This is a genomic window from Streptomyces sp. Ncost-T10-10d (assembly GCF_900091955.1).
Classification (GTDB): Bacteria; Actinomycetota; Actinomycetes; order Streptomycetales; family Streptomycetaceae; genus Streptomyces.
In genome coordinates this window covers 44,285-65,917 of sequence record NZ_FMDF01000053.1, presented here as the reverse complement: position 1 = coordinate 65,917, position 21,633 = coordinate 44,285, and the positions used below count along the sequence as shown (strand labels likewise).

18 protein-coding genes and 1 pseudogene are annotated in these 21,633 nt (G+C 69.0%); 15 read left to right on the top strand and 4 right to left on the bottom strand.

The window, feature by feature from the left end; genetic code table 11:
• Window positions 1–9 precede the first annotated feature (9 nt).
• Window positions 10–2,337 (top strand): RelA/SpoT family protein, encoded by a 2,328-nt coding sequence (locus tag GA0115254_RS07630; protein ID WP_093894529.1) that lies wholly within the window; start codon window positions 10–12, stop codon window positions 2,335–2,337.
• A gap of 97 nt (window positions 2,338–2,434) precedes the next feature.
• Here the strand turns inward: GA0115254_RS07630 and GA0115254_RS07625 are convergent, their stop codons facing one another.
• Window positions 2,435–3,664: a DUF349 domain-containing protein gene (locus GA0115254_RS07625; RefSeq protein ID WP_093894528.1), complete on the bottom strand. Its 1,230-nt coding sequence runs from the start codon at window positions 3,662–3,664 to the stop codon at window positions 2,435–2,437.
• 204 nt (window positions 3,665–3,868) lie between these two features.
• Window positions 3,869–4,651, bottom strand: a complete 783-nt coding sequence (locus GA0115254_RS07620) for a peptidylprolyl isomerase (protein WP_093894527.1) — start codon at window positions 4,649–4,651, stop codon at window positions 3,869–3,871.
• Between the two features lie 149 nt (window positions 4,652–4,800).
• Between GA0115254_RS07620 and GA0115254_RS07615 the strand changes: the two genes are divergently transcribed.
• The 4 genes from GA0115254_RS07615 (at window position 4,801) to GA0115254_RS07600 (ending at window position 9,209) form a co-directional block, all read left to right on the top strand.
• Window positions 4,801–5,487: an MBL fold metallo-hydrolase gene (locus GA0115254_RS07615; RefSeq protein ID WP_093894526.1), complete on the top strand. Its 687-nt coding sequence runs from the start codon at window positions 4,801–4,803 to the stop codon at window positions 5,485–5,487.
• A gap of 13 nt (window positions 5,488–5,500) precedes the next feature.
• Window positions 5,501–6,763, top strand: coding sequence for a histidine--tRNA ligase (hisS, locus tag GA0115254_RS07610; protein WP_093894525.1), 1,263 nt, complete (start codon window positions 5,501–5,503; stop codon window positions 6,761–6,763).
• A gap of 382 nt (window positions 6,764–7,145) precedes the next feature.
• Window positions 7,146–7,781, top strand: a complete 636-nt coding sequence (locus tag GA0115254_RS07605) for a vitamin K epoxide reductase family protein (RefSeq protein ID WP_093894524.1) — start codon at window positions 7,146–7,148, stop codon at window positions 7,779–7,781.
• 69 nt (window positions 7,782–7,850) lie between these two features.
• Window positions 7,851–9,209 carry a replication-associated recombination protein A gene (locus tag GA0115254_RS07600; protein ID WP_093894523.1) on the top strand — a complete coding sequence of 453 codons (1,359 nt, stop codon included), beginning with the start codon at window positions 7,851–7,853 and terminating at the stop codon, window positions 9,207–9,209.
• Window positions 9,210–9,237: 28 nt separating this feature from the next.
• On the opposite strand, the gene GA0115254_RS07595 is transcribed toward GA0115254_RS07600, so the two are convergent.
• Window positions 9,238–9,936 carry a DUF2470 domain-containing protein gene (locus tag GA0115254_RS07595; protein WP_093894522.1) on the bottom strand — a complete coding sequence of 233 codons (699 nt, stop codon included), beginning with the start codon at window positions 9,934–9,936 and terminating at the stop codon, window positions 9,238–9,240.
• Window positions 9,937–10,124: 188 nt separating this feature from the next.
• Here GA0115254_RS07595 and rpsD point away from each other — a divergent pair, with 188 nt between their 5' ends.
• Complete coding sequence (rpsD, locus tag GA0115254_RS07590) at window positions 10,125–10,739, top strand: 30S ribosomal protein S4 (protein ID WP_030918857.1); 615 nt, start codon at window positions 10,125–10,127, stop codon at window positions 10,737–10,739.
• 113 nt (window positions 10,740–10,852) lie between these two features.
• Here the strand turns inward: rpsD and GA0115254_RS07585 are convergent.
• A pseudogene (locus GA0115254_RS07585) lies at window positions 10,853–11,164 on the bottom strand (regulator); the annotation flags it as partial.
• Window positions 11,165–11,482: 318 nt separating this feature from the next.
• Here GA0115254_RS07585 and GA0115254_RS07580 point away from each other — a divergent pair.
• The 9 genes from GA0115254_RS07580 (at window position 11,483) to aroQ (ending at window position 21,533) form a co-directional block, all read left to right on the top strand.
• Window positions 11,483–11,932: a DUF948 domain-containing protein gene (locus tag GA0115254_RS07580; RefSeq protein ID WP_093894521.1), complete on the top strand. Its 450-nt coding sequence runs from the start codon at window positions 11,483–11,485 to the stop codon at window positions 11,930–11,932.
• A gap of 7 nt (window positions 11,933–11,939) precedes the next feature.
• Window positions 11,940–12,302: a DUF6167 family protein gene (locus GA0115254_RS07575; protein ID WP_093894520.1), complete on the top strand. Its 363-nt coding sequence runs from the start codon at window positions 11,940–11,942 to the stop codon at window positions 12,300–12,302.
• Window positions 12,302–14,971, top strand: a complete 2,670-nt coding sequence (gene alaS / locus GA0115254_RS07570; RefSeq protein WP_093894519.1) for an alanine--tRNA ligase — start codon at window positions 12,302–12,304, stop codon at window positions 14,969–14,971. Before GA0115254_RS07575 ends, alaS begins: the two co-directional genes overlap by 1 nt.
• Window positions 14,972–14,979: 8 nt before the next feature.
• Window positions 14,980–15,453 (top strand): Holliday junction resolvase RuvX, encoded by a 474-nt coding sequence (gene ruvX, locus GA0115254_RS07565; RefSeq protein ID WP_176740013.1) that lies wholly within the window; start codon window positions 14,980–14,982, stop codon window positions 15,451–15,453.
• Between the two features lie 95 nt (window positions 15,454–15,548).
• Entirely contained in the window at window positions 15,549–17,297 is a 1,749-nt protein-coding gene (gene mltG, locus GA0115254_RS07560) for an endolytic transglycosylase MltG (protein WP_093894517.1), read from the top strand.
• Window positions 17,284–18,120, top strand: coding sequence for a shikimate dehydrogenase (locus GA0115254_RS07555; protein ID WP_093894516.1), 837 nt, complete (start codon window positions 17,284–17,286; stop codon window positions 18,118–18,120). The genes mltG and GA0115254_RS07555 overlap by 14 nt, the downstream gene beginning before the upstream one ends.
• 148 nt (window positions 18,121–18,268) lie before the next feature.
• Window positions 18,269–19,453 carry a chorismate synthase gene (gene aroC / locus GA0115254_RS07550; RefSeq protein ID WP_037695345.1) on the top strand — a complete coding sequence of 395 codons (1,185 nt, stop codon included), beginning with the start codon at window positions 18,269–18,271 and terminating at the stop codon, window positions 19,451–19,453.
• The gene (gene aroB / locus GA0115254_RS07545) at window positions 19,450–21,096 is read left to right on the top strand and encodes a 3-dehydroquinate synthase (RefSeq protein ID WP_093894515.1); all 1,647 of its coding nucleotides are present in this window, start codon (window positions 19,450–19,452) and stop codon (window positions 21,094–21,096) included. Before aroC ends, aroB begins: the two co-directional genes overlap by 4 nt.
• Complete coding sequence (gene aroQ / locus GA0115254_RS07540; RefSeq protein ID WP_093894514.1) at window positions 21,093–21,533, top strand: type II 3-dehydroquinate dehydratase; 441 nt, start codon at window positions 21,093–21,095, stop codon at window positions 21,531–21,533. Before aroB ends, aroQ begins: the two co-directional genes overlap by 4 nt.
• The last annotated feature ends 100 nt before the right edge of the window (window positions 21,534–21,633 follow it).

Below are 21,633 nucleotides of genomic sequence, written 5' to 3'. Positions count from 1 at the left end.
GCGAAGCCGATCACCCCGTCCGCTCCCACGACCCGCTCCGGCGGCTCCTCCAACCGGGTCCGGGCCAGGCTCGCCCGCCTCGGTGTGCAGCGCTCCAGCCCGTACAACCCGGTCCTCGAACCGCTGCTGCGTGCCGTCCGCAGCAACGACCCCAAGATCGAGACGTCCACGCTGCGGCAGATCGAGCGCGCCTACCAGGTCGCCGAGCGCTGGCACCGCGGCCAGAAGCGCAAGAGCGGCGACCCGTACATCACGCACCCGCTCGCCGTCACGACGATCCTCGCCGAGCTGGGCATGGACCCGGCGACACTGATGGCCGGACTGCTGCACGACACGGTCGAGGACACCGAGTACGGTCTCGACACGCTGCGCCGCGACTTCGGCGACCAGGTCGCGCTGCTCGTCGACGGTGTCACCAAGCTGGACAAGGTCAAGTTCGGCGAGGCCGCGCAGGCCGAGACCGTACGCAAGATGGTCGTCGCCATGGCCAAGGACCCCCGGGTCCTCGTCATCAAGCTCGCCGACCGGCTGCACAACATGCGCACCATGCGCTACCTCAAGCGGGAGAAGCAGGAGAAGAAGGCCCGCGAGACGCTCGAGATCTATGCCCCACTGGCACACCGCCTGGGCATGAACACCATCAAGTGGGAGCTGGAGGACCTCGCCTTCGCGATCCTCTACCCCAAGATGTACGACGAGATCGTCCGCCTCGTCGCCGAGCGGGCCCCCAAGCGCGACGAATACCTCGCCATAGTGACCGACGAGGTCCAGGCCGACCTGCGCGCCGCCCGGATCAAAGCCACCGTCACGGGCCGGCCGAAGCACTACTACAGCGTCTACCAGAAGATGATCGTGCGGGGCCGGGACTTCGCCGAGATCTACGACCTGGTGGGCATCCGGGTCCTCGTCGACACCGTCCGCGACTGTTACGCGGCGCTCGGCACCGTCCACGCGCGATGGAATCCGGTCCCCGGCCGGTTCAAGGACTACATCGCGATGCCCAAGTTCAACATGTACCAGTCGCTGCACACCACGGTGATCGGTCCCAGCGGCAAGCCCGTCGAGCTGCAGATCCGCACGTTCGACATGCACCGCCGCGCCGAGTACGGCATCGCCGCGCACTGGAAGTACAAGCAGGAGGCCGTCGCGGGCGCCTCCAAGGTGCGTACCGACGTGCCCAAGAACACCGGCCGCGGCCAGGACACCGTCAATGACATGGCGTGGCTGCGCCAGCTCCTGGACTGGCAGAAGGAGACCGAGGACCCCAGCGAATTCCTGGAGTCGCTGCGCTTCGACCTCTCCCGCAACGAGGTCTTCGTCTTCACGCCCAAGGGCGACGTCATAGCGCTTCCCGCGGGTGCGACGCCGGTGGACTTCGCGTATGCCGTGCACACGGAGGTCGGCCACCGGACCATAGGAGCACGGGTGAACGGGCGGCTCGTACCGCTCGAATCGACCCTCGACAACGGCGATCTGGTGGAGGTCTTCACCTCCAAGGCGGCCGGCGCCGGACCCTCCCGGGACTGGCTGGGCTTCGTCAAGTCACCGCGTGCCCGGAACAAGATCCGCGCCTGGTTCTCCAAGGAGCGCCGCGACGAGGCGATCGAGCAGGGCAAGGACGCCATCGCGCGCGCCATGCGCAAGCAGAATCTGCCGATCCAGCGGATCCTGACCGGCGACTCGCTGGTCACGCTCGCCCACGAGATGCGCTACCCGGACATCTCGTCGCTGTACGCGGCGATCGGCGAGGGCCATGTGGCCGCGGCCGGTGTCGTGCAGAAGCTGGTGCAGGCGCTCGGTGGCGAGGACGCCGCCAACGAGGACCTCGCGGAGAGCGCGCCGCCCTCACGCAGCCGCCACAAGCGCCGCTCCAACGCCGATCCGGGCGTGGTGGTCAAGGGCGTCGAGGACGTCTGGGTCAAACTGGCCCGCTGCTGCACGCCGGTCCCCGGCGATCCGATCATCGGCTTCGTCACCCGCGGCAGCGGCGTCTCCGTGCACCGCGCCGACTGCGTCAACGTCGACTCGTTGTCGCAGCAGCCGGAGCGGATCCTGGACGTCGAGTGGGCGCCCACCCAGTCCTCGGTCTTCCTGGTCGCCATCCAGGTCGAGGCCCTGGACCGGTCGCGGCTGCTCTCGGACGTCACCCGCGTCCTGTCGGATCAGCATGTCAACATCCTGTCGGCGGCCGTCCAGACCTCCCGGGACCGGGTGGCCACCTCGCGCTTCACCTTCGAGATGGGTGACCCCAAGCACCTCGGACACGTGCTGAAGGCGGTGCGGGGCGTGGAGGGCGTCTACGACGTATACCGCGTCACTTCGGCCCGCAGGCCCTGACCCGATCGACCCCGCGCATACGAGAGGCCCCCTGTGCCCGTCCCGAGGGACGCGCACAGGGGGCCTTGTCACAAGCCGGTCAGCAGCAGGTGCTGCTTCAGCCGCCGAACTCCTCCAGGCCCTTCAGCGCCTGGTCCAGCAGCGCCTGACGGCCTTCGAGCTCCTTGGCCAGCTTGTCGGCCCGGGCGTTGTTGCCCGAGGCGCGGGCCGTGTCGATCTGCGTACGCAGCTTGTCCACGGCCGCCTGCAGCTGACCGGTCAGACCCGCGGCGCGCGCACGTGCCTCCGGGTTCGTCCGGCGCCACTCCGACTCCTCCGCCTCCTGGAGCGCCCGCTCCACCGCGTGCATCCGCCCCTCGACCTTCGGGCGGGCGTCACGCGGCACATGGCCGATGGCCTCCCAGCGCTCGTTGATGGCCCGGAACGCGGCCCTGGCCGCCTTCAGGTCCTGCACCGGCACCAGCTTCTCGGCCTCGACCGCGAGCTCCTCCTTGAGCTTGAGGTTCTCGCCCTGCTCCGCGTCCCGCTCGGCGAAGATCTCGCTGCGGGCGGCGAAGAAGACGTCCTGAGCACCGCGGAAGCGGTTCCACAGATCGTCCTCGGCCTCGCGCTGGGCGCGGCCCGCCGCCTTCCACTCCGTCATCAGGTCGCGATAGCGGGCGGCCGTCGCTCCCCAGTCCGTGGAGCCGGAGAGCGACTCGGCCTCCACGACCAGCTTCTCCTTGGCCTTGCGGGCCTCCTCGCGCTGGGCGTCCAGCGAGGCGAAGTGGGCCTTGCGGCGCTTGGAGAACGCCGAGCGGGCGTGCGAGAAGCGGTGCCACAACTCGTCGTCGGACTTGCGGTCGAGCCGCGGAAGGCCCTTCCACGTGTCGACGAGCGCACGGAGGCGCTCGCCCGCGGAGCGCCACTGCTCGCTCTGCGCCAGTTCCTCGGCCTCGGTGACCAGCGCCTCCTTGGCGTGCTTCGCCTCGTCGGTCTGCTTCGCCTTCTGGGCCTTGCGCTCCTCGCGCCGCGAGTCGACCGTCGCGACGAGCGCGTCGAGTCGCTTGCGCAGCGCGTCGAGGTCACCGACGGCGTGATGCTCATCCACCTGCAGACGCAGATGCTCGATGGCGGTCGTGGCGTCCTTGGCCGACAGGTCGGTGGTCTTCACCCGCCGTTCGAGGAGGCCGATCTCGACCACAATGCCCTCGTACTTGCGCTCGAAGTAGGCCAGAGCCTCCTCGGGGGAACCCGCCTGCCACGATCCGACGACCTGCTCGCCATCGGCTGTACGCACGTACACGGTGCCCGTCTCATCGACGCGGCCCCACGGGTCGCTGCTCACAGCGCCTCCTCCACCTGATGCCCTGCGAGAGGGTTCGCCCCCCTGGCATCGTCCACAGTTTCCTGGGGCGGGCAGCGCCCGCCCTGCACAACGCCAATCTAGGCGACCGGCCGCCCGGCTGTCCGCACTCAGCGCGGCCGAAAATAATCCGGCCCGCCCTTCGTCGTCACCACCGGCCGGCCCGGTCCGGCCGCCCCGGCCACATCACGACTTGTCGACAGCGGCCTTCGAGATGTTCACGGCCTTCTTCGGCGCACCGTCGGCCGCACCGCCGGCCACACCCGCCGCACCGATGTCCTTGACAGCCTTCAGCGAGGCATCGTCCATCGTGCCGAACGGGGTGTAGGTGGGCGGCAGTTTGCTGTCCTTGTACACGAGGAAGAACTGGCTGCCGCCGGTGTGTGCCTGGCCGGTGTTCGCCATCGCCACCGTGCCCGCCGGATAGGTCACCGTGCCGTCCTTGCCCGCCTTGCCCAGCGCGGTCAGGTTCTCGTCCGGGATCGTGTAGCCGGGGCCGCCCGTGCCGTCGCCCTTGGGGTCACCGCACTGCAGGACGAAAATGCTCTGCGTGGTCAGCCGGTGGCACTTCGTACCGTCGAAGAAACCCTTGTCGGCCAGCGACTTGAAGGAGTTCGTGGTGTGCGGTGTCTTCGCCGCGTCCATCGTGAATGCGATGTCGCCCTGGCTCGTCTTGAGCGACATCGTGTACTTCGCCTTTTTGTCGATCTTCAGCGCGGGCTCGGGCGCGCTGCTCTCGCTCGCCGACGGCGAGGCCGACGGGCTCGCGGCCGCGTCGCTCTTGTCCTTCTTGCCGTCGCCGTCGAGGGCGAGATACGAGCCCACCCCGACGATCGCCGCCACGGCCACCACGGACGCGATGACGACCGTCAGACGCCTCGTCCTGCGGCGGGCCTCCTCCCGGCGCTGCTGCTGCCGCTCGAACTTCTCCCTGGCGAGCTGCCGCCGCCGCTGATCGCTGCTGACCACCGGGTGATCTCCTTGTAGGTCGTGTGATGAGGCCTGGGCTGCCCCGTACCGTATATGGGTTAGCTGTGGAATGAGGAGCGCCGGTAGGCTCTGAACTGCCGCGACCTTCTCAGTCGCAATCCATCGTCGGACGACCATTAAGGACGATCGTGCTCATTGCCGGGTTCCCCGCCGGGGCCTGGGGGACCAACTGTTACCTGGTCGCCCCGGCCGCAGGCGAGGAGTGCGTGATCATCGACCCGGGCCATCAGGCCGCATCCGGAGTCGAGGAAACGCTCAAGAAGCATCGGCTGAAGCCCGTCGCCGTCGTATTGACCCACGGCCACATCGACCATGTCGCCTCGGTCGTCCCGGTGTGCGGCGCGCACGACGTCCCTGCCTGGATCCACCCGGAGGACCGGTACATGATGAGCGACCCGGAGAAGGCCCTCGGCCGCTCCATCGGGATGCCGCTCATGGGCGAGCTGACGGTGGGGGAGCCGGACGACGTCAAGGAACTGAGTGACGGCGCCCGGCTGAAGCTGGCCGGTCTGGAGTTCGGTGTCGCGCATGCGCCCGGCCATACCAAGGGGTCGGTGACGTTCAGGTTGCCCGAGGCCGCGGATGTTCCGCAGATCCTCTTCTCGGGCGACCTGCTCTTCGCCGGCTCCGTCGGACGCACCGACCTGCCCGGCGGCGACCACGCCGAGCTGCTCGAGTCGCTGGCCCGTGTGTGCCTGCCGCTCGACGACTCGACCGTGGTGCTGTCCGGCCACGGCCCCCAGACGACCATCGGCCGCGAGCGCGCCTCGAATCCGTATCTGCACGGTATGGACGCGCCCCGACGAGGAATGTGACGAGAGAAAATCCGTGAGCACCTTCAAGGCCCCCAAGGGCACGTACGACCTGACCCCGCCCGACTCCGCGAAGTACCTCGCGGTGCGCGAGGCGATCGCCGCACCCCTGAAGAACTCCGGCTACGGCTACATCGAGACGCCCGGCTTCGAGGACGTGGCCCTCTTCTCGCGCGGTGTCGGTGAGTCAACCGACATCGTGACGAAGGAGATGTACACCCTCACCACCAAGGGCGGCTCCCAGCTGGCGCTGCGCCCGGAGGGCACCGCCTCCGTGCTGCGCGCCGCGCTGGAGGCCAACCTCCACAAGCTCGGCAACCTGCCCGTGAAGCTCTGGTACTCCGGCTCGTACTACCGCTACGAGCGCCCGCAGAAGGGCCGCTACCGGCACTTCTCGCAGGTCGGTGCCGAGGCGATCGGCGCCGAGGACCCGGCGCTGGACGCCGAGCTGATCATCCTGGCCGACCAGGCGTACCGCACGCTGGGTCTGCAGAACTTCCGCATCCTGCTCAACTCGCTGGGCGACAAGGAGTGCCGCCCCGTCTACCGGGACGCGCTCCAGGAGTTCCTGCGCGACCTCGACCTCGACGACGACACCCGCCGCCGCATCGAACTCAACCCGCTGCGGGTCCTCGACGACAAGCGCCCCGAGGTGCAGAAGCAGCTGGTCGGCGCTCCGGTGCTGCGCGACTACCTGTGCGACGCGTGCAAGGCGTACCACGAGGAGGTCCGCGAACTGCTGACCGCCGCCGGCGTCGTGTACGAGGACGACGAGAAACTCGTCCGCGGTCTCGACTACTACACCCGCACCACCTTCGAGTTCGTCCACGACGGACTCGGCTCGCAGTCCGCGGTGGGCGGCGGCGGCCGCTACGACGGCCTCTCCGAGATGATCGGCGGCCCGGCCCTCCCGTCGGTCGGCTGGGCACTCGGCGTGGACCGTACGGTGCTCGCGCTGGAGGCGGAGGGCATCGAGCTCGAACTGCCCGCGACCACCAGCGTCTTCGCGGTACCGCTCGGCGAAGAGGCCCGGCGGGTGCTCTTCGGGATCGTCACGCAGCTGCGCCGCGAGGGTGTGGCGACGGACTTCGCGTACGGAGGCCGCGGCCTCAAGGGTGCGATGAAGAGCGCGAACCGGTCCGGGGCGCGGTTCACGATCGTCGCGGGTGAGCGGGATCTGGCCGAGGGCGTCGTTCAGCTCAAGGACATGGAGTCCGGCGAACAGCAGCCCGTCGCGCTGGGCGCACTGGTGGCCGAGCTTCAGCAGAAGCTGGCCTGATCGATTGCCGGACCACCTGTGCCCGCCCGGTCCGTCGGGCGGGCACAGTGCGTCTCACCCCTCACATCACCGTCGCGCGCACCGTCAACCCTGTGGGCGTGGATTCATCCTGGCGGACGGTTCCGGCCCGGGGACGCGGCGGCGGTCGGCGGAAGCCGGGTCCACGCCGTCCACCGCGGTCACTGTGCCGTGACGCTCGCGCGGGCCGTGCACCTCCACCGCGGCTTCGGCCCCGGTCCCGAGTGCCTTACGGACCCGGGTGTTCCGTGCCGGCAGTGCGCAGGGCTCTGCGGACACCTTTATGTCCATCGAACAGAAGGCGAGCGACGCGGTGCGGCACAATGACGGTGCCCAGCAGGCCACTCACTGACGGAACGGCGATATGACGACTGCAGCGGTTGACCATCCCTCCTCCGACCAGGACGAGGCCGGCGCGAAGAGGACCATCGGCGGCAGTCGGGCGTTCGCACTGCTGCTGGTGATCACAGGCGCCGCCGGACTCCTCGCCGCCTGGGTCATCACCATCGACAAGTTCAAGTTGCTGGAGGACCCCAACTTCACACCGGGCTGCAGCCTCAACCCGGTCGTCGCATGCGGCAACATCATGAAGAGCGAGCAGGCGGCCGCCTTCGGCTTCCCGAACCCGATGCTCGGTCTGGTCACCTACTCCGTGATCATCGGCATCGGCCTGGCACTCCTCGCCGGCGCCCGCTTCCGCAGCTGGTACTGGCTCGGGATGAACGCCGGCACGCTGTTCGGCGTCGGCTTCTGCACCTGGCTCCAGTACCAGTCGCTCTACAACATCAACTCTCTCTGCCTGTGGTGCTGCCTGGCCTGGGTCGCCACGATCTTCATGTTCTGCTACGTCACGGCGCACAACGTCAAGCACCGGATCCTGCCCGCGCCGAACTGGCTGCGCAACGGACTGACGGAGTTCCACTGGGTGCCGCCGGTCCTGTGGATCGGCATCATCGGCATGCTGATCCTGACCCGCTGGTGGGACTTCTGGACCAGCTGACCGGCCTGTCGCTCCTGCCGGGCGACCGGCCCGGCAGGGATGTCGGTGCCGTGACATAGGCTTCAAAACGTGGAGCCCGACCTCTTTACCGCAGCCGCCGAAGACCGCCAGGAGAAGGACCCGTCCAGCAGCCCACTGGCTGTCCGGATGCGTCCCCGCACCCTCGACGAGGTCGTCGGCCAGCAGCATCTGCTCAAGCCGGGCTCGCCGTTGCGCCGCCTCGTCGGCGAGGGGAACGGCGGGCCCGCAGGCCCGTCGTCGGTGATCCTCTGGGGCCCGCCCGGCATCGGGAAGACGACTCTGGCGTACGTGGTCAGCAAGGCCACCAACAAGCGCTTCGTCGAACTCTCCGCGATCACCGCGGGCGTCAAGGAAGTGCGGGCCGTCATCGAGGGCGCCCGCCGCGCCACCGGAGGCTACGGCAAGGAGACCGTCCTCTTCCTCGACGAGATCCACCGCTTCTCCAAGGCGCAGCAGGACTCGCTGCTCCCGGCGGTGGAGAACCGCTGGGTGACGCTGATCGCGGCGACCACCGAGAATCCGTACTTCTCGATCATCTCGCCGCTGCTGTCGCGCTCGCTGCTGCTCACCCTGGAATCGCTCACCGACGACGATCTGCGCGGCCTGCTGCAGCGTGCCCTGACCGACGAGCGAGGACTCGGCGGCGCGGTGGCGCTGCCGGGCGACTCCGAGGCGCATCTGCTGCGCATCGCGGGCGGCGACGCCCGCCGGGCGCTCACGGCACTGGAGGCCGCGGCCGGTGCGGCGCTGGCCAAACAGGAGAAGGAGATCACGCTCCTGACCCTGGAGGAGACCGTCGACCGTGCCGCCGTCAAGTACGACCGGGACGGCGACCAGCACTACGACGTGGCGAGTGCGCTCATCAAGTCGATCCGTGGCTCCGATGTGGATGCCGCGCTGCACTATCTGGCCCGGATGATCGAGGCGGGGGAGGACCCCCGGTTCATCGCCCGGCGGCTGATGATCTCGGCCAGCGAGGACATCGGTCTCGCCGACCCCACGGCACTACCCACCGCCGTCGCGGCCGCCCAGGCGGTCGCCATGATCGGTTTCCCCGAGGCGGCGCTCACCCTGAGCCATGCCACGATCGCCCTGGCTCTCGCCCCCAAGTCCAATGCGGCGACACTGGCGATCTTCGCCGCCCAGGAGGACGTACGGAAGGGGCTCGCGGGCCCCGTCCCGGCCCATCTGCGCGATGGCCACTACAAGGGCGCCGCCAAGCTGGGCCACGCCCAGGGCTATGTGTATCCGCACGATGTCCCCGGCGGTATCGCCGCTCAGCAGTACGCCCCGGACGCCGTACGCGACAAGCACTACTACCAGCCCACGCGCTACGGCGCGGAAGCGCGCTATGCGGATGTGGTGGAGCGGGTCCGCGAGCGGCTCTCCGGCCCGTCCGCCGACTGAGGGGGACGCGCGGGGGCCGTTCCCCCGTTCAGTGCGCCGCCGCCTCGAAGAGGGTGTGCATGGCGTGGCGCAGCTCGCCGATGTCCCGCACCGGCTCGGGGAATTCGAAGCGTGTGTCGAAGCACCCCCCGTCCTCGCGGAAGCGCACACGCAGCCCGTACCGGTCCAGTGCGAGCGGTACGACAGACGGCCGGTGGGCCGCGCAGTGACGGGCCACACGCTCGCCGAGCAGCCCGCACAGTGTGTCCAGCTGTGCACCGTGCGCCGCGTGCAGATGCTGCAGCAGCTCCGCCTCGTGTCCGACGAGCGGATCGGGGGCCGCGTCGCGGAATTCGTCGGGTTCGACCTCCTCGGCGCCCCACAGATCGTCGACGTACGCCTCGCCCGTCTCCAGCCGGAGCGTCATCCGGCCGGGCCCCGACCTGCCGGGTACGGTGGTGAGCCGGCCCGAGACCCAGGCGCGGCCGCGGATGCGGTGCGGTACGGAGACCGGGGCGACGTCCGTGATCTCCAGCACAGCGGTCAGCTCGTCCCCCTCGGCGTGCGTCGCGGCCCGCACGACCGGGGAATCAGCGGGGAGTTCGAGGAACAGATCCCCGTCGGGGCCCACGTTCCTGGTCAGCGGCGTCAGCTGATCGGAGCCGGGTGCGTTCAGCCCGGCGACGAGCAGTACTGCCGAACAGGTACTCTGTACGAGAGTTCGTGTGCGCTCGGCTGCTGACGGCATCCGAGTGTTTTCAAGCCCGCCGGGACGCGGCTGACCACGATCTGATCGGTCCTCCGTCGTATCGGCATCCTGAGGGGTGTCGACGCTGTCAGTGCTGTCCGTGATGTGTGTGGTGTTCCCCGGGCGAGACATGCGATCTCCTCAAGTAAGGTGAGCCTAACCTAACCTACAACGGAGGTCTGGAGAACGTGCCTAACCAGTCGCGTCCCAAGGTCAAGAAGAGCCGCGCGCTCGGCATTGCGCTGACGCCGAAGGCTGTCAAGTACTTCGAGGCCCGCCCCTACCCGCCGGGCGAGCACGGCCGTGGCCGCAAGCAGAACTCGGACTACAAGGTCCGTCTGCTGGAGAAGCAGCGTCTGCGCGCCCAGTACGACATCAGCGAGCGCCAGATGGCGCGTGCCTACGACCGCGCCAAGAAGGCCGAGGGCAAGACGGGCGAGGCGCTCGTCGTCGAGCTCGAGCGTCGCCTCGACGCCCTGGTCCTGCGTTCGGGCATCGCCCGCACCATCTACCAGGCCCGCCAGATGGTCGTGCACGGTCACATCGAGGTCGACGGCCGCAAGGTCGACAAGCCGTCCTTCCGCGTCCGTCCCGACAACATCGTGATGGTCCGCGAGCGCAGCCGTGACAAGCACCCCTTCCAGGTTGCCCGCGAGGGTGGTTACGCCCCCGACGGCGAGACCCCGCGCTACCTGCAGGTGAACCTGAAGGCCCTGGCCTTCCGCCTTGACCGGGACCCGAACCGCAAGGAAATCCCCGTGATCTGCGACGAGCAGCTCGTCGTCGAGTACTACGCCCGCTGATCCAGGCGTAGCCGCTCTCACCAGCGCTCAGGCCCGCCCCTTCCCGATGTACGGGAGGCGGCGGGCCTCCGCGTTTTCCCGGGGCCCGGCAGGGGCCCGGATGCTCGAAGCCGTCCGTCGATCACCAGGAGGAGTTGGTGCCCGGCGAGATGTTCGAAGAGTGCCGTGTGGGGCGGTCTGCCGGTGTGATCGGTGAGTCCCAGGGGGTCCACCAGTGCGTGGTCCAGCAGCCCGGGATCGTGGAGGGCGGACAGCTCCACCATCCAGACCCCGTCGCAGTACCGTTTCTCCATGAGTGCCGCGATCTTGGTGGCACAACGGGTCTTGCCCACCCCGCCCGCTCCGACCACGGTGACGAGCCGCGACTCGTCCAGCAGCCGACCGAGATCGGCCAGTTCGTCCTCCCGCCCCACGAATCTGTTCAGTTCCGCCGGGAGACTGCCGGGGGCGGTGGCGGGGACACTCTGATCGCGAGGGGGCGGAAAGGAGTGCTGGGGGCGTCACATGAAACACGCAGAGTGCCGGTATGGAATCTCTCCGTAAAATCTCCTTGCGGCAACTGCGGTCCTTGCCGCCGGTAATGCGGTACAGGGCGCGACCACCGGCGCGATAGGCTCGGGAGACGACGATCGGCTGTTGCGGCAGCGGTCGCCGGACCTGGCAGATACAGCTGGCAGATACAGACAGAGACAGTACAGAGACAGCGACAAGCTAGAGAGCGGTGCACTGTGTCCGGTGGAGAGGTGGCCGGGATCCTGGTGGCCGTCTTCTGGGCGATCCTGGTTTCGTTCCTCGCCGTCGTACTGGTGAGGCTGGCCCAGACGCTCAGGGCGACCACCAAGCTCGTGGCGGACGTGACCGAGCAGGCGGTCCCACTGCTTGCCGACGCCTCCGCCACCGTGCGCTCCGCGCAGACCCAGCTCGACAAGGTCGACGCGATCGCCACGGACGTCCAGGAAGTCACCTCGAACGCCTCGGCGCTCTCCACCACTGTCGCCTCGGCCTTCGGCGGCCCGCTCGTCAAGGTAGCCGCGTTCGGTTACGGGGTACGGCAGGCCATCGGCCGCAAGACCGATCCCGAACCGGAACCTGCCCGTCGGCAGGCTCGTCGTACGGTGATCGTCGGCCGCACCGTGCCTGCCGCGCGCGGCAGGAAGCGCAACGGCAGAAGCTCCCGCGGATCGAAGGACTGACGCAGCGATGTTCCGCCGTACGTTCTGGTTCACCGCCGGCGCCGCCGCCGGTGTCTGGGCCACCGCCAAGGTCAACCGGAAGCTCAAGCAGCTGACTCCCGAGAGCCTCGCGGCGCAGGCCGCGGACAAGGCGGTCGAGACGGGCCACAAACTCAAGGACTTCGCTCTGGACGTCCGTGAGTCCATGGCTCGGCGCGAGGCCGAACTGGGCGAGGTGCTGGGCCTTCAGACACCGGTTGATCCCGACCTCCCCGTGCGGCGCCATTTCGCCGTCGAGGCGGCCGAACCCGTCGGACCGGACAGGTCCCTCGAAGCCACCAACCACCGCAAGCTCCCCTACAACTCGTACAACCGGAATGAGGACCACTGATGGAGTCGGCTGAAATTCGTCGCCGCTGGCTGAGCTTCTTCGAGGAGCGCGGTCACACCGTCGTCCCTTCGGCGTCGCTCATCGCGGACGACCCGACTCTGCTCCTGGTCCCCGCGGGCATGGTCCCCTTCAAGCCGTACTTCCTCGGCGAGGTCAAGCCGCCCGCCCCGCGCGTCACCAGCGTGCAGAAGTGTGTGCGTACGCCGGACATCGAAGAGGTCGGCAAGACCACCCGGCACGGCACGTTCTTCCAGATGTGCGGCAATTTCTCCTTCGGCGACTACTTCAAGGAAGGCGCCATCAGCTACGCCTGGGAGGCTCTGACGAGTTCCGTGGCGGACGGCGGCTTCGGTCTCGACCCCGAGCGGCTGTGGATCACGGTCTATCTGGACGACGATGAGGCCGAGGCCATCTGGCGCGACAAGATCGGCGTACCGGCCGAGCGCATCCAGCGCCTGGGCAAGAAGGACAACTTCTGGTCCATGGGCGTCCCCGGTCCCTGCGGCCCCTGCTCCGAGATCAATTACGATCGCGGCCCCGAGTTCGGCGTCGAGGGCGGCCCGGCCGTCAACGACGAGCGCTACGTGGAGATCTGGAACCTGGTCTTCATGCAGTACGAGCGGGGCGCCGGTGACGGCAAGGAGGACTTCCCGATCCTCGGTGACCTGCCGTCGAAGAACATCGACACGGGTCTGGGCCTGGAACGCCTCGCCATGATCCTGCAGGGCGTACAGAACATGTACGAGACCGACACCCTGCGTGTCGTCATGGACAAGGCCACCGAGCTGACCGGTGTCCAGTACGGCGCCGACCACGGTTCGGACGTCTCGCTCCGCGTGGTCGCCGACCACATCCGTACCTCCGTGATGCTCATCGGCGACGGCGTCACCCCCGGCAACGAGGGTCGCGGCTATGTGCTGCGCCGCATCATGCGCCGCGCCATCCGCAACATGCGCCTGATGGGTGCCACCGGGCCCGTCGTCAAGGACCTGGTCGACGTCGTGATCGACACGATGGGGCAGCAGTACCCGGAGCTGATCACCGACCGCAAGCGCATCGAGACCGTCGCCCTCGCCGAGGAGGCCGCCTTCCTCAAGGCCCTCAAGGGCGGCACCAACATTCTCGACACCGCCGTCACCGAGACCAAGGCCGCCGGCGGCAAGGTCCTCGCCGGCGACAAGGCGTTCCTGCTCCACGACACCTGGGGCTTCCCGATCGACCTCACCCTGGAGATGGCCGCCGAACAGGGCCTCTCGGTGGACGAGGACGGCTTCCGCCGCCTGATGAGGGAGCAGCGGGAGCGAGCCAAGGCCGACGCCAAGGCCAAGAAGACCGGCCACGCCGACCTGTCCGCCTACCGTGCGGTCGCCGACAACTCCGGTATCACCGAGTTCACCGGCTACACCGCCACCGAGGGCGAGTCGACCATCGTCGGCCTGCTCGTCGACGGTGTGCCCTCGCCCGCCGCCACCGAGGGCGACGAGGTCGAAGTCGTCCTGGACCGCACCCCGTTCTACGCCGAGGGCGGCGGCCAGCTCGCCGACCAGGGCCGGATCCGGCTCGACAGCGGCGCTGTCATCCAGGTGCGCGACGTCCAGCAGCCCGTCCCCGGCGTCTCCGTCCACAAGGGCTCGGTGCAGGTCGGCGAGGTGACCGTCGGTGCCTCCGCCTACGCCGCCATCGACAACACCCGCCGCCGCGCCATCGCCCGTGCCCACAGCGCCACGCACCTCACGCACCAGGCGCTGCGCGACGCACTGGGCCCGACGGCCGCCCAGGCCGGTTCGGAGAACTCGCCGGGCCGCTTCCGCTTCGACTTCGGCTCGCCCGCCGCCGTACCCGGCACGGTCCTCACCGACGTCGAACAGAAGATCAACGAGGTCCTCTCCCGCGAACTCGACGTCCAGGCCGAGGTCATGTCGATCGACGAGGCCAAGAAGCAGGGCGCCATCGCCGAGTTCGGCGAGAAGTACGGCGAGCGGGTCCGGGTCGTCACCATCGGCGACTTCTCCAAGGAGCTCTGCGGCGGTACGCACGTCCACAACACCGCCCAGCTGGGTCTGGTGAAGCTGCTCGGTGAATCGTCCATCGGTTCCGGTGTGCGCCGCATCGAGGCCCTCGTCGGCGTCGACGCGTACAACTTCCTCGCCAGGGAGCACACGGTCGTCGCCCAGCTCCAGGAGCTGGTCAAGGGCCGTCCCGAGGAGCTGCCGGAGAAGATCGCCGGAATGCTCGGCAAGCTGAAGGACGCCGAGAAGGAGATCGAGAAGTTCCGCGCGGAGAAGGTCCTCCAGGCCGCCGCCGGGCTGGCCGAGTCCGCCAAGGACGTACGGGGCGTCGCCCTGGTCACCGGTCAGGTCCCCGACGGCACCTCGGCCGACGATCTGCGCAGGCTCGTCCTCGACGTCCGCGGACGCATCCAGGGCGGCCGCCCGGCTGTCGTGGCCCTGTTCACCACGGCGGGCGGCCGCCCGTTGACCGTGATCGCCACCAACGAGGCCGCCCGTGAGCGTGGGCTCAAGGCCGGTGACCTGGTCCGTACGGCCGCCAAGACCCTCGGCGGAGGTGGCGGTGGCAAGCCGGACGTCGCCCAGGGCGGTGGCCAGAACCCCGAGGCCATCGGCGCCGCCGTGGCCGCTGTCGAACGCCTCGTCACCGAGACGGCGTGACGGCGGGGATGACGCAGATGCGCCGCGGTCGTCGTCTCGCGATCGATGTCGGGGACGCCCGGATCGGGGTCGCCTCGTGCGACCCCGAGGGGATCCTCGCCACGCCGGTGGAGACCGTTCCGGGACGCGATGTCCCGGCGGCCCACCGGCGGCTCGGGCAGATCGTCGAGGAGTACGAGCCGATTGAGATCATCATCGGCCTGCCGCGGTCCCTCGGCGGCGGTGAAGGCCCCGCCGCCGCCAAGATCCGGGTCTTCGCCCAGGAGGTCGCCCGCTCGGTCGCGCCCATTCCGGTGCGACTGGTGGACGAGAGGATGACCACAGTGACGGCCAGTCAAGGACTGCGCGCTTCGGGCGTGAAGTCCAAGAAAGGCCGTTCCGTCATCGATCAGGCTGCCGCTGTGGTGATCCTTCAGAACGCTCTGGAGTCCGAACGGGCGTCGGGTAAAGCTCCCGGCGAAGGCGTCGAAGTGGTTGTCTGATCGCGATACGGTAACGTTCCGCGCGATGCGGCGGTGTTCGAACAAACACCGCACAGCAAAGAGACGGAATGTCGTCTCGCGGCTCTAGGGGATCGATGACTGAGTATGGCCGGGGCCCCGGCTCCGAACCGTGGCATCCCGAGGACCCCTTGTACGGGGACCAGGGATGGGGAGGACAGCAGTCTGCCCCCGGCCAGAGTCAGTACGGCGGCCAGCAGCAGCCCTACCCCCAGGACCCGTACGCGCAGCAGCAGTCGCAGGACCCGTACGCGCAGCAGCAGCAGTCACAGGACCCGTACGCGCAGCAGCAGCCCCAGGACCCGTACGCGCAGCAGCATTACCAGCAGCAGCCCGCGTACGGAGCCCCGCAGGACCCATATGCGCAGCAGCAGCAACCTCAGCCCCAGCAGTCCCAGTACGACAACGGTGGTTGGGACACCGGGCAGCAGTCCGCCGCGGCGCCCTACGACGCCCAGCAGGCTGATCCGTACGGCGGTCGGCAGGCCGGCTACGGCGAGACGCATGACTACTACAGCACTCCGGAGGCCTACCCGCCGCCACAGCCCCCGGGCCGTCGCGAGGCCGTTGCCGAGCAGGCCCCCACGCAGAGTCCCGACTGGGACCCGGAGGTCCAGCCGGAGGAGACCCACCCCTTCTTCACGGGCGCCGACGACCGCGAGGACAACGACGACGAGTACGACGACGACCCGCGCGAGTCACGCCGTGGCGGTCGCGGCGGCAACGAGCGCCGGGGCAAGGGCAAGAAGAAGAGCCGCAGCGGCGTCGCCTGCCTGGTCGTCTCGGTGGTCCTGGTCGGCGGCCTCGGTGGATTGGGCTACGTCGGATACTCGTACTGGCAGGACAAATTCGGCGCGGCGCCGGACTACACCGGAACGGGTACCGGCGAGGTCGAGGTCGAGATCCAGAAGAACGCCTTCGGCTACGACATCGGCAACATCCTGAAGCAGAAGGGTGTCGTCAAGAGCGTTGACGCGTTCGTCGCCGCGCAGAAGGAGAACCCCAAGGGCAATTCGATCCAGGCGGGCGTCTATCTGCTCCACGAGAAGATGTCCGCGGCCGAGGCCGTGAAGATGATGGTCGACCCGAACAGCCAGAATCTTCTGGTGATTCCCGAGGGTTACCGCAATGTCACCATCTACGGGATGGTCGACAAGAAACTGCGCCTCAAAAAGGGAACGACCAAGGGAATTGCCACGTCCAAGGCATCCGATCTCGGTTTGCCCGACTGGGCGAGCAACAACAAGGACATCAAGGACCCGCTGGAAGGTTTCCTTTACCCGGCCGCCTATCCGGTCACCAAGGAAACCAAGCCGGAGACGATTCTGAAGAAGATGGTCTCCCGTGCCAACGAGGAGTACGACAAGCTCGACCTCGAAGGAGCGGCCAAGAAGTACAACCTGGACGGCCCATGGCAGGTGCTCACTGTCGCCAGCCTGGTCCAGGCGGAGGGCCTCACGCACGACGACTTCCGCAAGATGGCTGAAGTCGCGTACAACCGCTTGAAGCCGACCAACACGGTCACGAACCGTAAGCTTCAGTTCGACTCCTCATTTAATTACCTCAAGAACCAGAGTAAGATCAAGATCGGGTCGAGTGAGATCCTGAGTAACCCGGACCCTTACAACACCTATTACCACGAGGGCCTTCCGCCGGGTCCGATCAGTAATCCGGGTGACGAAGCCCTGCGAGCCACGCTCAACCCCACTGGTGACGGGTGGATGTTCTTCATCTCGCTCGACGGCAAGAAGACCGAGTTCACCAAGACGGCCGCCGAGCACGAGAGGCTCAACAAGAAGTTCAAGGAACAGCATGGCCTCGACTGACGGGCGCCGCCGGGCAGCCGTCCTCGGCTCACCCATCGCCCACTCGCTCTCCCCGGTCCTGCATCGGGCCGCCTATGCCGAACTCGGTCTCGACGACTGGTCGTACGACCGGTTCGAAGTGGACGAGGCGGGGCTGCCCGGCTTCATTCAGGGGCTCGACTCCACATGGGCCGGGCTCTCGCTGACCATGCCGCTCAAGCGCGCGATCATCCCGCTGCTGGACTCCGTCAGCGAGACCGCGGCCTCGGTGGAGGCGGTCAACACGGTCGTCTTCACGGATGACGGCCGAAGGACCGGCGACAACACCGATATCCCCGGCATGATCGCCGCGCTGCGCGAACGCGGTGTGGAGAAGACCGAATCCGCCGCCGTGCTCGGCGCCGGAGCGACCGCTTCCTCGGCGCTCGCCGCGCTGTCCGAAATCTGCACGGGACCGGTCACCGCGTACGTCCGCAGCCGGGAACGGGGCCAGGAGATGCGCGGCTGGGGCGAACGCCTCGGCGTCGACGTCCGGATCTCCGACTGGGCGGAGGCCGAGCAGGCGCTGCACGCCCCGCTGGTCATCGCCACCACGCCGGCAGGTGCCACGGACGCGCTGACCGATGCCGTACCGGATCGGCCCGGCACGCTCTTCGACGTGCTGTACGAGCCCTGGCCGACCGGACTCACGGCAGCTTGGGCGGCTCGTAACGGCGCAGTCGTCGGAGGTCTCGACCTTCTGGTGCACCAGGCCGTCCTCCAGGTCGAGCAGATGACGGGCCACTCGCCCGCTCCGCTCGCGGCGATGCGGCAGGCCGGCGAAGAGGCACTGGCCGCACGCTGACCACGCGTATGTGCGGGCCCCGATCCGTCCGTCTGCTGGACCGGCGGCCGGTTCGGGTGCCCGAGCGTGGGAGGATCGAAGGCGGCGGGCCAGGGCCGCGCACCCGGTCGCGCCGTTGCAGTTCCAGGCGCGAGCATGAGGAGCACCGTTGAGCAGGTTGCGCTGGCTGACCGCGGGGGAGTCGCACGGCCCCGCACTCGTGGCGACGCTGGAGGGTCTTCCCGCCGGCGTCCCGATCACCACGGAGATGGTGGCGGACGCACTCGCCCGGCGGCGGCTCGGCTATGGCCGCGGCGCACGGATGAAGTTCGAGAAGGACGAGGTCACCTTCCTGGGTGGAGTACGCCACGGTCTGACCATGGGGTCCCCGGTCGCCGTGATGGTGGGCAACACCGAATGGCCCAAGTGGGAGCAGGTCATGTCGGCCGACCCGGTCGACCCCGACGAGCTCGCCACCCTGGCCCGTAACGCCCCGCTGACCCGCCCCCGCCCCGGCCACGCCGACCTCGCGGGCATGCAGAAGTACGGCTTCGACGAGGCCCGGCCGATCCTGGAGCGCGCCAGCGCCCGGGAGACCGCGGCCCGGGTGGCGCTCGGCGCCGTCGCGCGGTCGTACCTCAAGGAGACCGCGGGCATCGAGATCGTCAGCCACGTCGTCGAGCTGGCCGCGGCCAAGGCGCCGTACGGCGTCTACCCCACGCCCGCCGACGTCGAGAAGCTCGACGCCGACCCGGTGCGCTGCCTCGACGCCGCCGCGAGCAAGGAAATGGTCGCCGAGATCGACCAGGCCCACAAGGACGGCGACACCCTCGGCGGTGTCGTCGAGGTGCTCGCGTACGGAGTGCCGGTCGGCCTCGGCTCGCACGTGCACTGGGACCGCCGTCTCGACGCGCGCCTCGCCGCAGCGCTGATGGGCATTCAGGCGATCAAGGGAGTCGAGGTCGGCGACGGCTTCGACCTGGCCCGCGTCCCCGGGTCGAAGGCGCACGACGAGATCCTGGTCACCGAGGACGGCATCAAGCGCGCCTCCGGCCGTTCCGGCGGCACCGAGGGCGGCCTGACCACCGGAGAGCTGCTGCGGGTCCGCGCCGCGATGAAGCCCATCGCGACCGTGCCCCGAGCGCTGGCCACCGTCGACGTCGTCACCGGTGAGCCCGCCAAGGCGCACCACCAGCGCTCCGATGTCTGTGCCGTGCCGGCCGCCGGGATCGTCGCCGAGGCGATGGTCGCGCTGGTCCTGGCCGATGCCGTCGCGGAGAAGTTCGGCGGCGACAGCGTCCCCGAGACCCACCGCAACGTGCAGTCGTACCTCGACCACCTCCAGATCCGATGAGCGGCCCGCTGATCGTCCTCGTCGGCCCGATGGGCGTCGGCAAGTCCACGGTCGGTGAGCTCCTCGCCGACCGGCTCGGCACCACCTACCGGGACACCGACGCGGATGTCGTGGCCACGGCGGGCAAGCCGATCTCGGAGATCTTCTACGACGAGGGCGAGGAGCACTTCCGCGAGTTGGAACGGCAGGCGGTACGCACCGCCGTCGCCGAGCACACCGGCGTCCTCTCGCTCGGCGGCGGAGCCGTGCTCGACGAGACGACCCGCGCCCTGCTCGCCGACCACGCGGTCGTCTACCTCTCGATGGACGTCGAGGAGGCCGTCAAGCGGGTCGGGCTGAACACCGCGCGCCCGCTGCTCGCCGTCAACCCGCGCCGGCAGTGGCGCGAGCTGATGGACGCCCGCCGCCATCTCTACACCGAGGTGGCCAGGGCGACCGTCGCCACCGACGAGCGCACACCCGAAGAGGTCGCCCAGGCGGTCCTCGACGCACTGGAACTGCCGGAGAGCGCGGGCGACCCCGCGGCGCCCGGCCGGGAGAACACACGCATGACGGACCAGGGACCCACACGCATCCAGATCGCCGGGAGCGCGGGCACCGACCCGTACGAGGTGCTGGTCGGCCGGCAGCTGCTCGGCGAGCTGCCCTCGCTGATCGGCGACCGCGCCCGGCGGGTCGCGGTCCTGCACCCCGAGGCGCTCGCCGAGACCGGCGAGGCGGTCCGTCAGGACCTCGCCGACCAGGGGTACGAGGCCATTGCCATTCAGCTGCCGAACGCCGAGGAGGCCAAGACCGTCGAGGTCGCGGCGTACTGCTGGAAGGCGCTCGGCCAGACCGGATTCACCCGCACCGACGTCATCGTCGGCGTCGGCGGCGGCGCCACCACCGATGTGGCCGGGTTCGTCGCGGCGACGTGGCTGCGCGGGGTGCGCTGGATCGCCGTGCCGACGACCGTGCTCGCCATGGTCGACGCGGCCGTCGGCGGCAAGACCGGGATCAACACCGCCGAGGGCAAGAACCTCGTCGGCTCCTTCCACCCGCCGGCCGGGGTGCTCTGCGACCTCGCCGCCCTCGACTCGCTGCCCGTGCACGACTACGTCAGCGGCATGGCCGAGATCATCAAGGCCGGTTTCATCGCCGACCCCGCGATCCTCGACCTGATCGAGTCGGACCCGGAAGGTGCCCGTACACCCGCCGGACCGCACACCGCCGAGCTGATCGAGCGCTCCATCCGGGTCAAGGCCGAGGTCGTCTCCAGCGACCTCAAGGAGTCCGGGCTGCGCGAGATCCTCAACTACGGTCACACCCTCGGCCACGCCATCGAGAAGAACGAGCGCTACAAGTGGCGCCACGGCGCGGCCGTCTCCATCGGGATGGTCTTCGCCGCCGAGCTCGGCCGGCTGGCCGGGCGCCTCGACGACGCCACCGCCGACCGGCACCGCACCGTCCTGGAGTCCGTCGGACTGCCGCTCACCTACCGCGGCGACCAGTGGCCCAAGCTGCTGGAGAACATGAAGATCGACAAGAAGTCCCGCGGCGACCTGCTGCGCTTCATCGTCCTCGACGGCCTGGGCAAGCCCACCGTCCTGGAGGGACCCGACCCGGCGGTGCTGCTCGCCGCGTACGGGGAGGTGTCGGCGTGACCCGCCGGGTCTTCGTGCTCAACGGGCCGAACCTCGGCCGGCTCGGCTCCCGTGAGCCCGATGTGTACGGCGCGACGTCGTACGCCGGACTCGTCGAAACCTGCCGGACGCTCGGCAAGGAGCTCGGCTTCGACGTCGACGTCCGGGAGACCAACGACGAGGGCGAGCTGATCCGCTGGCTCCACGAGGCCGCAGACGGTTCAATTCCGGTCGTTCTCAACCCGGGGGCTTTCACCCACTATTCGTACGGAATGCGGGATGCGGCGGCCCAGCGCACCGCCCCGCTGATCGAGGTGCACATCTCGAACCCGTACGCACGGGAGGAATTCCGCCACAACTCCGTGGTCGCGCCGGTCGCCACGGGGACCGTGGCCGGATTCGGCATCGGTTCCTACCGCCTCGCCCTGCGCGCCCTCGCGGACGAGTTGGCCGACTGACGGAGCGGTGCACCGGACGGCCGACCGGCCGACCGGGCACTGTGGACCGTCCCCGACCGTTCCCTCAGTGGCGGCCGGGGACGGTACGGTTGCCGTTCCA

Bases quoted from the DNA above. Each gene is read 5' to 3' on its own strand.
- mltG (WP_093894517.1), top strand. From the start codon at position 15,549: ATGACTGAGTATGGCCGGGGCCCCGGCTCCGAACCGTGGCATCCCGAG.
- GA0115254_RS07575 (WP_093894520.1), top strand. From the start codon at position 11,940: ATGTTCCGCCGTACGTTCTGGTTCACCGCCGGCGCCGCCGCCGGTGTC.
- GA0115254_RS07605 (WP_093894524.1), top strand. From the start codon at position 7,146: ATGACGACTGCAGCGGTTGACCATCCCTCCTCCGACCAGGACGAGGCC.
- GA0115254_RS07555 (WP_093894516.1), top strand. From the start codon at position 17,284: ATGGCCTCGACTGACGGGCGCCGCCGGGCAGCCGTCCTCGGCTCACCC.
- alaS (WP_093894519.1), top strand. From the start codon at position 12,302: ATGGAGTCGGCTGAAATTCGTCGCCGCTGGCTGAGCTTCTTCGAGGAG.
- ruvX (WP_176740013.1), top strand. From the start codon at position 14,980: ATGACGCAGATGCGCCGCGGTCGTCGTCTCGCGATCGATGTCGGGGAC.
- GA0115254_RS07595 (WP_093894522.1), bottom strand. From the start codon at position 9,936: ATGCCGTCAGCAGCCGAGCGCACACGAACTCTCGTACAGAGTACCTGT.
- aroB (WP_093894515.1), top strand. From the start codon at position 19,450: ATGAGCGGCCCGCTGATCGTCCTCGTCGGCCCGATGGGCGTCGGCAAG.